This window comes from Xanthomonas sp. CFBP 8151 (assembly GCF_011761885.1).
Taxonomy (GTDB): Bacteria; Pseudomonadota; Gammaproteobacteria; order Xanthomonadales; family Xanthomonadaceae; genus Xanthomonas; species Xanthomonas arboricola_B.
Genome location: NZ_JAASQZ010000002.1, coordinates 728,609 through 741,105, shown reverse-complemented (window position 1 = coordinate 741,105; position 12,497 = coordinate 728,609). Strand labels below are relative to the sequence as shown.

12 protein-coding genes are annotated in these 12,497 nt (G+C 67.8%); 10 read left to right on the top strand and 2 right to left on the bottom strand.

Translation table 11 applies throughout. The annotated features are described in order from the left end of the window. Positions 1 to 89: 89 nt before the first annotated feature. Entirely contained in the window at positions 90 to 680 is a 591-nt protein-coding gene (locus tag FHT08_RS11095; protein WP_104606243.1) for a malonic semialdehyde reductase, read from the top strand. A gap of 233 nt (positions 681 to 913) precedes the next feature. After that, a complete protein-coding gene (locus FHT08_RS11090) occupies positions 914 to 1,645 on the top strand; it encodes a YceI family protein (RefSeq protein WP_104606242.1) in 732 nt (243 codons plus the stop codon). A 444-nt stretch (positions 1,646 to 2,089) separates the two neighbouring features. Here FHT08_RS11090 and FHT08_RS11085 read toward each other — a convergent pair whose 3' ends face one another. Further along, entirely contained in the window at positions 2,090 to 2,878 is a 789-nt protein-coding gene (locus FHT08_RS11085) for a siderophore-interacting protein (RefSeq protein ID WP_166775110.1), read from the bottom strand. Between the two features lie 486 nt (positions 2,879 to 3,364). Next, positions 3,365 to 3,913, bottom strand: coding sequence for a PadR family transcriptional regulator (locus FHT08_RS11080; RefSeq protein WP_104606240.1), 549 nt, complete (start codon positions 3,911 to 3,913; stop codon positions 3,365 to 3,367). Between the two features lie 187 nt (positions 3,914 to 4,100). Here FHT08_RS11080 and mdcA point away from each other — a divergent pair, with 187 nt between their 5' ends. The 8 genes from mdcA to FHT08_RS11040 all read left to right on the top strand — a co-directional run bounded on the left by mdcA (position 4,101) and on the right by FHT08_RS11040 (position 12,424). Further along, positions 4,101 to 5,747, top strand: a complete 1,647-nt coding sequence (gene mdcA / locus FHT08_RS11075; protein WP_166775109.1) for a malonate decarboxylase subunit alpha — start codon at positions 4,101 to 4,103, stop codon at positions 5,745 to 5,747. Between the two features lie 9 nt (positions 5,748 to 5,756). Then, entirely contained in the window at positions 5,757 to 6,074 is a 318-nt protein-coding gene (gene mdcC, locus FHT08_RS11070) for a malonate decarboxylase acyl carrier protein (protein ID WP_166775108.1), read from the top strand. 406 nt (positions 6,075 to 6,480) lie between these two features. Then, positions 6,481 to 7,383, top strand: a complete 903-nt coding sequence (locus FHT08_RS11065; RefSeq protein WP_208409034.1) for a biotin-independent malonate decarboxylase subunit beta — start codon at positions 6,481 to 6,483, stop codon at positions 7,381 to 7,383. After that, positions 7,374 to 8,078, top strand: coding sequence for a biotin-independent malonate decarboxylase subunit gamma (mdcE, locus tag FHT08_RS11060; RefSeq protein ID WP_166775106.1), 705 nt, complete (start codon positions 7,374 to 7,376; stop codon positions 8,076 to 8,078). Before FHT08_RS11065 ends, mdcE begins: the two co-directional genes overlap by 10 nt. A gap of 2 nt (positions 8,079 to 8,080) precedes the next feature. Then, on the top strand, positions 8,081 to 8,722 hold the full coding sequence (gene mdcG, locus FHT08_RS11055) for a malonate decarboxylase holo-[acyl-carrier-protein] synthase (protein ID WP_166775105.1): 642 nt from the start codon (positions 8,081 to 8,083) through the stop codon (positions 8,720 to 8,722). A gap of 317 nt (positions 8,723 to 9,039) precedes the next feature. Further along, positions 9,040 to 9,885, top strand: coding sequence for a triphosphoribosyl-dephospho-CoA synthase MdcB (mdcB, locus tag FHT08_RS11050; protein WP_166775464.1), 846 nt, complete (start codon positions 9,040 to 9,042; stop codon positions 9,883 to 9,885). 178 nt (positions 9,886 to 10,063) lie between these two features. Beyond that, entirely contained in the window at positions 10,064 to 10,984 is a 921-nt protein-coding gene (gene mdcH / locus FHT08_RS11045; RefSeq protein WP_166775104.1) for a malonate decarboxylase subunit epsilon, read from the top strand. Between the two features lie 84 nt (positions 10,985 to 11,068). Next, a complete protein-coding gene (locus tag FHT08_RS11040) occupies positions 11,069 to 12,424 on the top strand; it encodes an SLC13 family permease (protein ID WP_166775103.1) in 1,356 nt (451 codons plus the stop codon). The last annotated feature ends 73 nt before the right edge of the window (positions 12,425 to 12,497 follow it).

The following is a 12,497-nucleotide window of genomic DNA, read 5'->3' as shown; positions in this document are numbered from 1 at the left end:
GCAATCGCCTCACTCTACACTGCGGGTCTTCACGCTGGCGCCGGTGCTGCATCCTACTGTCGCCCATTCCCTTGCTTCCCGGAGTTTCCATGTCCGACTCGCTCGACGCTGCCGCGCTGGATCAGCTGTTCCGTACCGCCCGCACGCAAAACGCCTTTCTCGACAGGCCGGTCAGCCAAGCGCAGCTGCGCGAGCTCTACGATCTGCTGAAGTGGGGCCCGACCGCGGCCAACGGGTCGCCGGCGCGTTTCGTGTTCGTGGCCACGCCGGAGGGCAAGCAGAAGCTCAAGCCGGCGCTGTCCGAGGCCAATGCCGCCAAGACGCTGGCCGCGCCGGTCACGGTGATCGTCGGCTCCGATGAGGATTTTCACGAAAAGCTGCCATACCTGTTCCCGCATGCCGACGCCAAGAGCTGGTTCGAAGGCCCGCGTGAGGGGCGCGCGGCCGGCGCATTCCGTAACAGCTCGCTGCAGGGCGCCTACCTGATCCTGGCCGCACGTGCGCTGGGTCTGGATGCCGGCCCGATGTCCGGCTTCGACAATGCCAAGGTGGATGCGGCGTTCTTCGCCGGGACGCCGATCAAGTCCAATTTCCTGGTCAATCTTGGCTATGGCGATCCGGCCGGGCTGTTTGCGCGGCTGCCGCGGCTAAGCTTCGACGAAGCCGCACGTATCGAGTAACGGCGGCCGACACGGCGGCTGCGCGCACCGTCGGGCGCGCGCAGCCGGGCCCTCCGGCACGCAGGCAGCCACGTACACTCCGGCTGCGTAGCGCGCCACCCGCACCACCTGAACACCGTACGCCTTGTCCAATCCGCCCCAGGCGCACGTTTCCGCTTTGCTGCAGTCCTCGTCCGTCTGCGTCTGTTCCATCCGCGTTGATCCAATGCGGTCCCTCATCTCAAGGAGTTTCAATGAAGACCACCCACAAACTGTTGCTGCCGCTCGCCCTGACCCTGGCCATCGCCGCCTGCTCCAAGCCGGCCGACAATGCCGCCGCGCCGGCCACCGAAACCCCGGCCGCCACCGCACCGGCCGATGCCGCTGCCACCACTCCTGCCCCGGCTGCTGCGCCGGCCGCCTCGACCGCGCCGGCCGTGGAAGTGGCTTCGGGCACCTACACGCTGGACCCGAGCCACACCGACGTGCTGGCGCAGTGGAGCCACTTCGGCTTCTCCAACCCGACCGCGCACTTCGGCAATGTCGACGGCACCCTGGTGTACGACGCGGCCGACGTGACCAAGTCCACCGTGCAGGTCACCCTGCCGCTGTCTGGTCTGAACAGCTTCACCGCCAAGTTCGACGAACACCTCAAGAGCGGTGATTTCTTCGACGCGGCCAAGTTCCCGACCGCCACCTTCAAGAGCACCAAGGTCGAAGCGGCCGGCCCCAACAAGCTGACCGTCACCGGCGACCTGACCATCAAGGATCAGACCAAGCCGGTCGTGCTGGACGTCACCCTCAACGGTGCCGGCGAGCACCCGATGAAGAAGGTGCCGGCAGCCGGTTTCGACGCCACCGCCACCATCAAGCGCACCGACTTCGGCGTGGGCCAGTACGCCCCGAACGTCAGCGACGAAGTGAAGATCCGCATCACCACCGAAGCCCTGCAGGCCAAGGCCGGTGACGCCGCTGCTGCCAAGTAAGGCGCAGCGCAGTCGATGCATCGGTGCGAGCGATCGCACCGATGTGCGGAACGCCAAAGCCCGCCGACCGGCTTAAGGCTGTTGACTGAAGAAAACGGCGCCTCTCCACCTCGGTGGGAGGCGCCGTTTTTTTATGGGCATTGCGATCGAGCCCGCGGTGCCTTCGCCGTGCGCGGGACACGCCGCGAGCCCGCGAGCGGCGGGCACACCGCACCAGACAGTTTGTTGATCGTTTTATTGAAAGCCATGCGCACCGATCGACTCGACTGGTCCTTGGCCGTCCACCATCGCGGGGCCTTACGCGGCATGGATGCCGCGTAAGAGCCTACACGGACGTACTTGCGGCGTGCCCCGCGATGGTGGGCGGCCAAGGGCCCTGCGGAAAAGCCACAGATCAACTGCCGTTTGCGTGGAACCCCGCACCCAGCACCGCCGTGCTGTCCGTCAGTGCGGGGCTGATTCAGCCTTCCAGTAGCCCTTCGCGCGCACCGAGTCCTTGTCCACGCCCATGTGCTCTTCGAGAAACTTGCGCATCGCACGCGCGCGCATGGATTCGGTACCGATCCAGTAGAACGTGTCGCCGTCGTGCGGCTCGTAATCGCGCAGGCTGTCTTCCAGCAACGTGCTGCTGGCGGCATCGAAGCCGTTGCGTTCCAGCCAGTACACCTCCACCTCGGCGGCGCTGAGCAGCTCCTGGCGTTCGGCCGCATCGGCGATTTCGATAAAGACCTCCGCATGCATGTCGGCGGGCATGGCTTCCAGCCAGCGGCCGATCGCGGGCAGCGCGGTTTCATCGCCGATCAGCACGTAGTGGTCGTAGTCGTCGGCAACCAGGAACGAGCCGCGCGGGCCACCGATCTTCAGCGTGTCGCCGGGCTGTGCCTGCGCCGCCCAGCTGGAGGCCACGCCGTCGCCGTGCAGCACGAAGTCGATGCTCAGCTCGCCGCTCTGCGGATCGAATGCGCGCGGGGTGTAATCGCGGCCGGGCGAGGGCAGCGCGCCTTCGGCATAGCGCGGACCGTCCGGCGTCATCGTCGGCAGCACGAAGGCGCCATCGGCATTGGGGAAGAACAGCTTGACGTGATCGTCCGGTGCCTCGCTCTGAAAGCCGGCAAGTTCGCTGCCGCCGAACACGATGCGGCGCATCTGCGGGGTGAGCGACTCGCAGCGCACCACCTGCACGGAGCGCAGGCGCGGATCGCGGCGGAGTTGGGTGTGGGTGTGGATGGCCATTGTGCTGCGATTCCTGGATATGGCGCGCAGATGCGCGGCGGGGGAGTGACTGCAAACGATGATGCGACGATCTAGCCAGCCGACTGGCGAAAAACAGCGGTTGTTGCCCACCCTGCTCCCATCGGAGAAGGTGCCCCGCAGGGGCGGATGAGGGTACGAGCGAAGCCTCGTGCAGTTGCAATGACACGTGGCTTCGCCCTTGACCCTCACCCCAATCCCTCTGCCGAGGGAGAGGGGCTCAGTTACCGACGCCTGAAGGTGTGTTGACTCTGAGACTGCATTTCGATCAGAACAGGCAGCTACGCCGCTGCAAAATAAGCAAGGTCGATGATCGGCAATTTGCAGACTCACGAATTCGCAGAACACTGCATGCATCGGGGCTGCACATCACTGCGCCTACAACGTCGACACTGCGATGACATGCAACTACCGCAAAGGGTGATCAGGCGGCATCGGCTTGTCTAGGAGTTGCAGCAGCACACGCACTCAGCCGTCGTCGTGCTCCATGCCGTCAGCGGCGGCGTTGAGTAGCGCGGCAATGCGTGTGGTTTCTGCATCCGTCCATTGCCCGTGCCGTGCAAACAGCCCGTGCTTGATGCGGTGGATGGCCTCGCGAATCGGCGCCGGTGTCTGCGCCTTGATCAGCGCGCGCGCGCGGCGGTGGGTGCGCGCCAGCGCCGCATCGAGTGCGTCGCGGTGCTGTGCCGCATGCATGCGGCCGGCCGCGCTGACCTGGTAGCGCTTGCGGCCCTCGTCCAGCACGGTCTGCACCCATCCCTCGGTTTCGAGTTGCGCCAGTGCCGGATAGATGGCGCCCGCACTGGGCGTGTAGAGGCCTTTGAACAGCGCAGTGATCTGCCGCATCAACTCATAGCCATGGCGCGGCTGTTGCTCGATCAGCGCCAGCAGCAGCAAGCGTAGGTCGCCATGTTCCAGTGGTCGCGCGCGCGCACCGCCGCCGCGGCGCGTGGCGCTGCGCGCAAGGGACGGATCGAGTTCATTCGGCAAGTCGTCGTGGCGAGAGCGCACTGTCATTCGATATAACGAAGCATGGCGAAAAGATATATCGAAGTGGGATCGCCCGCAAGCACCTGCCGGTTGCCGGGCCGACCAGCCTGGCTGTCCCTGCGGGCCATGCTGCAACGCGGCTAGACACTACAGCTCTCCATAATTACGATGTAATTACTTCGACATTACGGGCTTTGCCCGGTGAGGCAGACGCATGAGTCGACAGTGGGACACCCAGGCCGAGAGCCGGCGCCAGCGCCTGCAGCGCGCCGCAGCCCTGGCGCCGCAGGGGCGCGTGGTGGCCGCCGACGACGTGGTGGCGCTGCTGGAAGCGGTGATCGAGCCGGGCGACCGCGTCTGCCTGGAAGGCAATAACCAGAAGCAGGCCGACTTCCTGGCGCGCCGCCTCACCGAGGTGGACCCGGCGCGCGTGCACGACCTGCATATGGTGCAATCGGTGTTGTCGCTGCCCGCGCATCTGGACGTGTTCGAGCGCGGTATCGCCAAGCGGCTGGATTTCTCGTTCTCCGGCCCGCAGGCCGCGCGCCTGGCCGGGCTGGTTGGCGAGGGCCGCATCGAGATCGGTGCCATCCACACCTATCTGGAATTGTTCGGCCGCTATTTCATCGACCTGACCCCGCGCATCGCGCTGGTCACCGCGCAGGCCGCCGACCGCCACGGCAATCTCTACACCGGCCCGAATACCGAAGACACCCCGGTGATCGTGGAGGCCACCGCGTTCAAGGGCGGCATCGTGATTGCGCAGGTCAACGAAATCGTCGACACGCTGCCGCGCGTGGATATTCCGGCCGACTGGGTGGACTTCGTCACCCAGGCACCCAGGCCCAACTACATCGAACCGCTGTTCACCCGCGACCCGGCGCAGATCTCCGAGATCCAGGTGCTGATGGCGATGATGGCAATCAAGGGCATCTATGCCGAATACGGCGTGGACCGGCTCAACCACGGCATCGGCTTCGACACCGCCGCGATCGAACTGCTGCTGCCCACCTACGCCGAATCGCTGGGGCTGAAAGGCAAGATCTGCCGGCACTGGGCGCTCAATCCGCACCCGGCGCTGATCCCGGCGATCGAATCGGGCTTCGTGCACTCGGTGCACTCGTTCGGCTCGGAACTGGGCATGGAGGCCTACATCGCCGCGCGCCCGGACATCTTCTTTACCGGTGCCGACGGCAGCATGCGCTCCAATCGCGCGTTGTCGCAGACCGCCGGTTTGTATGCCTGCGACATGTTCATCGGCTCCACCCTGCAGATCGATCTGCAGGGCAACAGCTCCACCGCCACGCGCGACCGCATCGCCGGTTTCGGCGGCGCGCCCAACATGGGTTCGGATGCGCGCGGCCGCCGGCACGCCAGCGCCGCCTGGCTCAAGGCCGGGCGCGAGGAGGCGCGCCCCGGCGAGATGCCGCGCGGGCGCAAGCTGGTGGTGCAGATGGTGGAAACCTTCCGCGAACACATGGCGCCGGCCTTCGTCGACAAGCTCGATGCCTGGGAACTGGCCGAGCGCGCCAACATGCCGCTGCCGCCGGTGATGATCTATGGCGACGACGTCAGCCACGTGCTGACCGAAGAAGGCATCGCCAACCTGTTGCTGTGCCGCAGCGGCGAAGAGCGCGAGCAGGCCATCCGTGGCGTGTCCGGTTACACCGCCGTCGGCCTGGGCCGCGACAAACGCGCGGTGGAAAACCTGCGCGATCGCGGCGTCATCAAGCGGCCGGAAGACCTGGGCATCCGTCCACGCGATGCCACGCGCGACCTGCTCGCCGCGCGCACGGTCAAGGACCTGGTGCGCTGGTCCGGTGGGTTGTACGACCCGCCGAAACGTTTTCGCAACTGGTAGGGGCACGGCATGGACACCCTGCGGTATCGCTTCGATGGCCAGCATGGCGCGCGCGCCGGGCTGGACCATGCGCTGGTCGGCGTGGTCGCCTCCGGCAACCTGGAAGTGCTGGTCGAGCGCGTGCCGCTGGACGGCGCGATGGAGATCGAGATCCTCACCGCCGCGCGCGGCTTCGGCACCATCTGGCAGGCGGTGCTGGACGATTTCGCCGCGCGCCATCCGTTGCGCGATGTGCGCATCAGCATCAACGATGTCGGCGCCACGCCGGCGGTGGTGAGCCTGCGCCTGGAGCAGGCGCTGGACGTCCTGCAGGGAGCCGCCGCATGAGCCACCCCGCTCACCCCGTAGCAGCGCACCCGGGCGCGACGGGTGTTCCCGGTAACGCTTCGGTCGCGCCCAGGTGCGCTCCTACGCGAGCCGTCCAGAGCATCACCGTCGATAGTGCCGAGCGCAGCCACGACGAACCGGCACACCGCAGCGATTTCGTAGGAGCGCACCCGGGCGCGATGGGCGTTCTCGGTAACGCTGCAGTCGCGCCCAGGTGCGCTCCTACGCGAGTCGTCGGGAGCACCACCGTCGATAGTGCCGAGCGCAGCCACGACAAACCGGCACACCACAGCGATTTTGTAGGAGCGCACCCGGGCGCGATGGGCGTTCCCGGTAATGCCGCAGTCGCGCCCGGGTGCGCTCCTACGCATGTCATTGGAAGGCTTGTATGAGCACCACCATCCCCATGGCCGAGCGCAGCTATTACGAGGCCGATGCGCGCGAGCGCATCGATGGCGTGCTGGATGCCGGCAGCTTCGGCGAATTCGTCGGCCCGCGCCGTCGCCTGATCAGCCCGCATCTGGCCCAGCTCGACACCCCCGGCGCCTTCGATGACGGCATCGTCGTCGGCGAAGGCAGCCTGCGCGGGCGCAACGTGCTGATCGCTGCGCAGCAAGGCGCCTTCCTGGGCGGCGGCGTCGGCGAGGTGCACGGCGCCAAGCTCACCGGCCTGCTCGAACGCGCCGCCGCCACGCAACCGGCGGCGGTGCTGTTGCTGCTCGACACCGGCGGCGTGCGTCTGCACGAAGCCAACGCCGGGCTGATCGCCATCTCCGAAATCATGCGTGCCACCTTGAACACGCGCGCCGCCGGCGTGCCGGTGCTGGCCTTGATCGGCAGCGGCAATGGCGCCTTCGGCGGCATGGGCATCGTGGCGCGCTGCTGCAGCGCGGTGATCATGTCCGAAGAAGGCCGCCTGTCGCTGTCCGGCCCGGACGTGATCGAAACCGTGCGCGGTGTGGAGGAGTTCGACGCACGCGACCGTGCCCTGGTGTGGCGCGTCACCGGCGGCAAGCACCGCTATCTGCTGGGCGAGGCGCAGACGCTGGTGGCCGACCGTATCGCCGCATTTGCCGATGCTGCCGTGCAGGCGCTGGACACGCTGACCGAGCCGGCAGGCGAGGCCGCGCTGCAGGCGCTGGAAGCTGCACATCAGCAATTGTCCAGCCGCATCGCCGCCTACGGCGATTGCCGCGACGGCCTGGAGATCTGGCAGCGCCAGGGCATTGTCGAGGCGCAACGCCTGCCGTTGCTGGACACCGACGCCTTCCTCGCCGCCACCGCCGACCGGAGCACGCCATGGAACTGAGCCAACTGCTGGACCAGCTGTTTCCGCTCGGCCACGCCATCGCCCGCAACGACGATGTGCTCACCGGCAGTGCCACCACGGCCGCGGGCGAGGTCACCGTGATCGGCACCGCCAACAAGCTGGAAGTCGGCGTGGACCACGCGCTGGCACTGGCGGCGACCGTGTTGGCGAGCACGCGCGCGCATCCGCAGCGGCCGATCGTGATGCTGGCCGACACCGCCGGGCAACGGCTGGCGCGCCGCGACGAACTGCTTGGCATCAACGGTTATTTCGCGCATCTGGCACGCGCGCTGGACCTGGCGCGCAAGCGCGGCGCGCGGCTGGTCACGCTGGTGTACGGCGAATCGGTCAGCGGCGGCTTTCTGTCGTTCGGTCTGATGGCCGACCACATCCACGCATTGCCGGATGCGCAGATCCGGGTGATGGATCTGCGCGCGATGGCGCGCGTCACCAAGCAGACCGTGGACACCCTGCAGGCGCTGAGCAGGAGTTCGCCGGTGTTCGCGCCTGGCGTGGAGAACTACGTGCGCATGGGCGCGGTGGAATCGCTCTGGGAGGGCGATCTGGCGCAGGCGCTGCTCGATGCGCTGGCCGCGCCAAGCGATGGCGATCAACGCCGGGCACTCGGCGCGCAGCGTGGCGGGCGCACCCTGGCGCGCGATGTCGCTGCGGCCGTGGCCGCGGGCGAGGCCTGAGCATGCCCGGCCGCCACGCACTGGTGTGGTTGCATCCCGGCGCGCGCTGGCAAGCGCTGACGCCGGGTGCGCAGCCACGGCTGCAGCAGTGGTTTGCAGCGGGTCTGCCGGCAGTGGTGGCACGCGGCGATGGCAGCGAGGCACCCGGCAGCCTGCGGCTCGGCGTGCCGTTGCCGCCAAGCGAAGGCAAACAGCGCCTGGCACTGAGCGCCGGCCTGGACGAGGTCGCGCGCAGCACCGCGCCATTGGCGCTGGATGCCGTGATCGCAGCCGCACCCTCCGCGACGCAGCCTGCACTGCAGGCCTTGCTGACCCAGTGCAATGCCAACGCCCTGCAGCCGCGCGTCTTCGGCAGCTTCGCATGGCAGGCCCTGACCGGGCTTGCGTATGTGCATGCGCAATCGGATCTGGACCTGTTGTGGTCCATCGCCACACCCGAGCAGGCGCAGGCAGTGGTGACGTTGCTGCAGCGCTGGGAACAGCGCCACCGGCTGCGCGCAGACGGCGAACTGTTGTTGCCCGACGACACCGCGGTGAACTGGCGCGAATACGCCGGCAGCGCACAGCAGGTACTGGTGAAGTCCACCAACGGCTGCCGCCTGCTGCCGCGCACCGCGCTGTTTCCGGTATGGAGCGCGGCATGAGCACGCTGGTCGAACGCACCGCCGATGCCAGGCGCTCCGTGACGCGTTGCAACGCGGTGGAGCGGCAACAGCCAATGACAAGGGCGAAAGAGGCAGACATCGCACCATCCCTGGTTGGTACAGACAGCCAAGCGATGCACCTGGTTCGTGCGGACACCCAATCGACACCGACACTGGTACCGGCAGCACCGCACGAGGTACCGCCCCAGCCGCTACTGCACCTTGCCCCTGCAGGCACTGCTTCGAACCGCGTGCATGCGCCATCGCGCGCTGCACGCACGCATGGCGAGCTGCAGGACAGTGCAGCGCGACAAGGCATATCGCATCCCGAAGCCGGCACCGCCAGCGCGCTGGCGCATCGGCTGGGGCGGCTGGCGGTCGCCGCCCTGCATACGGAACTCTGCTGCGCACCCAAGCCCGGCCTGGTCACGCCGTTCGACAGCGGCAGCCATGCCGATATGGATGCGTCAACGTTCCTGCGCAGCCTGTTCGCCCTGCGCGGCTACTTCGTCGCGATTGCACAGGCCGGTATCGACAACGCGCCGTTCGAGCAATTGCGCCAGCTCGGCATCGCGGCCGAAGCGGCGATGCTGCGCGCCACCGGCGGCATCAATACCCATCGTGGTGCGATCTTCAGCATGGGCGTGCTCACTGCGCAGGCGGCGCGCGTGCGTGCCGTGCACGGTCATGCCCCTACCGGCGAAGCAGTCTGCAGCGCGGTGCAGGTCTGGCGCGCTGCATTGCGGGCCGCACCGCTGGATCCACGCAGCAATGGCCAGCGCGTGCGCGCGGCATTTCGGATCAGTGGCGTGCGCGAACAGGCTGCAGCCGGGTATCCATTGCTGCGCGAGATCGCATTGCCGTGTCTGCGTGGCGCACTGCGCCGCGGCGCCACGCGCGAGGCCGCACTGGCGCAGACCTTGATGCACCTGATTGCCGAGGTCGACGATCTCAACCTGCTGCACCGCGGCGGGCAGGAAGGGCTGGCTTACGCCAAGGCGCAGGCGCGTGCGTTTCTGGCCGATGGCGGCATCGCACACCCCCAGTGGCGCGCGTGCGCGCACGCCATCGGCGCGCAATTTGTTGCGCGTCGCCTGAGCCCGGGCGGCAGCGCCGATCTGCTGGCCTGTGCCTGGTTCCTGCACTGCCAGGAGACGGCATGAGCCGGTGTCGACCACTGGCAACTGCGAAGGCAACGTCCACGCAGGCGTGTGGCGGCGCTGCCCTTCGCACTGTCTCAGTGAACGGCCTGCTTGTCCTGGTCACGGAACAAACTGCCCGCAGCGCGAATGAGGGCTACGCTCGCACAAGGCATAGCATTTTCTGCAAGCAGGTCATCCAATGAGCCTGGCCGTGCTTTGTCCCGGCCAGGGTGGGCAGCACGCCGCGATGTTCGCGCGGGTCGCCGATGCGCCTGCCGCGGCCGAGGTGATCGCCGCCGCGAGCAAGGTGCTTGGCGCCTCGGCGCAAACGCTGGCCGCAGACAACTCCCGCTACATCAATGCCATCGCACAGCCGCTGGTCTGCGCCGGCACGCTGGCGCACTGGCAGGTGCTGCGTGTGCAGCTGCCCACGCCGGTGTTGGTGCTGGGCTACAGCGTCGGCGAGCTGGCCGCGCATGCGGTCGCCGGCAGCATGGAGATCGCCACCTGCTTGCAGCTGGCTGCCACCCGCGCGCGCCTGATGGACGCGGCCAGCCCGGAACATGCCGGCTTGATGGCGGTGCTCGGGCTGCCGCTGCGCACGCTCGAGGCGCTGTGCCGGGCGCATGGCGCGGCCATCGCCATCGTCAATGGCGACGACCACGCCGTGCTCGGTGGCCCGCAGGCGGCACTGCAGGCACTGGGCGATGCAGCGCAGGCGCAGGGCGCACGCGTCACACCGTTGCCGGTGAGCGTGCCGGCGCATACGCCGTGGTTGCGTGCGGCCGCCGACGCCTTCGCCGTCGAATTGAACAATGCAGCCGTGCAGGCGCCCAGGCTGCGCGTGCTGGCCGGCATCGATGCGCGTGCCGTCACCACGCAGGCCCTGGTGGTGGACACGCTGGCCGCACAGATCGCGCAGACCGTGCGCTGGTACGAGGTGCTGGTGCAGGCCGCCGAGCGCGGCGCGCGGGTGTTTCTCGAACTGGGGCCCGGCAGCGCATTGGCGCGCATGGCACGCGAGCGCGTGCCGGGTTGCGAGGCGCGATCGGTCGACGAATTTCAGAGCACCCACGGTGTGGTCGAGTGGGTCAACGCCGCATGCGAGCGCGCGGCATGACGGTCGAGGTGGTGCACACGGCGTGACCCCTGGGTGGCGGGTGGCCATCCGTGCTGTACGCGTATCAGGTGTCTGGGAGGGCGCATGACCCCGCAAATTGCAACGATTCTTGGCTTGGTGATCATGTTCATCGTCGCCACCGCATTGCCCATCAACATGGGCGCGGTGGCCTTTGCGCTGGCCTTCATCATTGGCGGCGTGTGGGTGGGGCTGGACGGCAAGGAGGTGCTGGCCGGCTTTCCGGGCGACCTGTTCCTGACCCTGGTCGGCATCACCTATCTGTTCGCTATCGCGCAGAAGAACGGCACCATCGATCTGCTGGTGCATTGGGCGGTGCGCGCGGTGCGCGGGCGCATCGTCGCCATTCCCTGGGTGATGTTCGTCATCACCGGCCTGCTCACCGCCTTCGGTGCGCTCGGGCCGGCGGCGGTGGCCATCATCGGCCCGGTGGCGCTGCGCTTTGCCAAGCAGTACCGCATCAATCCCTTGATGATGGGCCTGCTGGTGATCCATGGCGCGCAGGGCGGCGGCTTTTCGCCCATCAGCGTGTATGGCGGCATCACCAACAAGGTGGTGGAAAAGGCCGGGCTGGACGTCACCGAGATGGCGGTGTTCCTCACCAGCCTGGGCTTCAACCTGATGATGGCGATCATCTGCTTCTGCGCCTTCGGCGGGCTCAAGCTGATGCGTCGGCAGGAGGTCTCGCTGGCCGACGCGCAGTATGTGGCGGTGGCCGACGACCAGGCCTCCAAGCGCCCGTTCGCGATCGAAGGGCATGGCTCGCTGGTGGCCGCCGGTGGCGGCACCTTGTCGACCAATCCGCTGGCGCTGGAGGCGGTCGCCATCACGCGCGATCGGGTGATCACGCTGGTCGGCCTGCTCGGCCTGGGCATCGCCGCGCTGGTCTACAACCTCAACGTCGGGCTGGTGTCGATCACCGTGGCGGTGGCGCTGGCGCTGATCTCGCCCAGCGCGCAGAAGGGCGCGGTGGACGGCATCAGCTGGTCCACGGTGCTGTTGATCAGCGGCGTGGTGACCTATGTGGCGGTGCTGGAAAAGGCCGGCGCGGTGGACTACATCGGCACCGGCGTGTCGCATATCGGCATGCCGCTGCTGGGGGCGTTGCTGGTCTGTTACGTCGGCGGCGTCGTTTCCGCGTTCGCCTCGTCGGCGGCGGTGCTGGGCGCCACCATTCCGCTGGCCGTACCGTTCCTGATGCAGGGCCAGCTCGGCGCGGCCGGGGTGATCTGCGCGCTGGCGGTGTCGTCCACCATCGTCGATGTCAGCCCGTTCTCCACCAACGGTGCGTTGGTGGTGGCCTCGGCCGCCAAGGAAGAACGCGACGCGCTGTTCCGCCGCTTCCTGGTCTACAGCGGGCTGGTGGTGCTGCTGGGGCCGCTGGTGGCCTGGCTGCTGTTCGTGGTGCCGGGCTGGCTGTGATCCGGCCCGCGTCCGGCAGGGTGTCGGGGCGCCCCAGTAGAATGGGCGCCCCCACGCCAGCATCGACGACCCG

What these genes read in the sequence shown, in the direction of transcription:
- FHT08_RS11095 (WP_104606243.1), top strand. Translation starts at nt 90, where the DNA reads ATGTCCGACTCGCTCGACGCTGCCGCGCTGGATCAGCTGTTCCGTACC.
- FHT08_RS11090 (WP_104606242.1), top strand. Translation starts at nt 914, where the DNA reads ATGAAGACCACCCACAAACTGTTGCTGCCGCTCGCCCTGACCCTGGCC.
- FHT08_RS11085 (WP_166775110.1), bottom strand. Translation starts at nt 2,878, where the DNA reads ATGGCCATCCACACCCACACCCAACTCCGCCGCGATCCGCGCCTGCGC.
- FHT08_RS11080 (WP_104606240.1), bottom strand. Translation starts at nt 3,913, where the DNA reads ATGACAGTGCGCTCTCGCCACGACGACTTGCCGAATGAACTCGATCCG.
- mdcA (WP_166775109.1), top strand. Translation starts at nt 4,101, where the DNA reads ATGAGTCGACAGTGGGACACCCAGGCCGAGAGCCGGCGCCAGCGCCTG.
- mdcC (WP_166775108.1), top strand. Translation starts at nt 5,757, where the DNA reads ATGGACACCCTGCGGTATCGCTTCGATGGCCAGCATGGCGCGCGCGCC.
- FHT08_RS11065 (WP_208409034.1), top strand. Translation starts at nt 6,481, where the DNA reads ATGGCCGAGCGCAGCTATTACGAGGCCGATGCGCGCGAGCGCATCGAT.
- mdcE (WP_166775106.1), top strand. Translation starts at nt 7,374, where the DNA reads ATGGAACTGAGCCAACTGCTGGACCAGCTGTTTCCGCTCGGCCACGCC.
- mdcG (WP_166775105.1), top strand. Translation starts at nt 8,081, where the DNA reads ATGCCCGGCCGCCACGCACTGGTGTGGTTGCATCCCGGCGCGCGCTGG.
- mdcH (WP_166775104.1), top strand. Translation starts at nt 10,064, where the DNA reads ATGAGCCTGGCCGTGCTTTGTCCCGGCCAGGGTGGGCAGCACGCCGCG.
- FHT08_RS11040 (WP_166775103.1), top strand. Translation starts at nt 11,069, where the DNA reads ATGACCCCGCAAATTGCAACGATTCTTGGCTTGGTGATCATGTTCATC.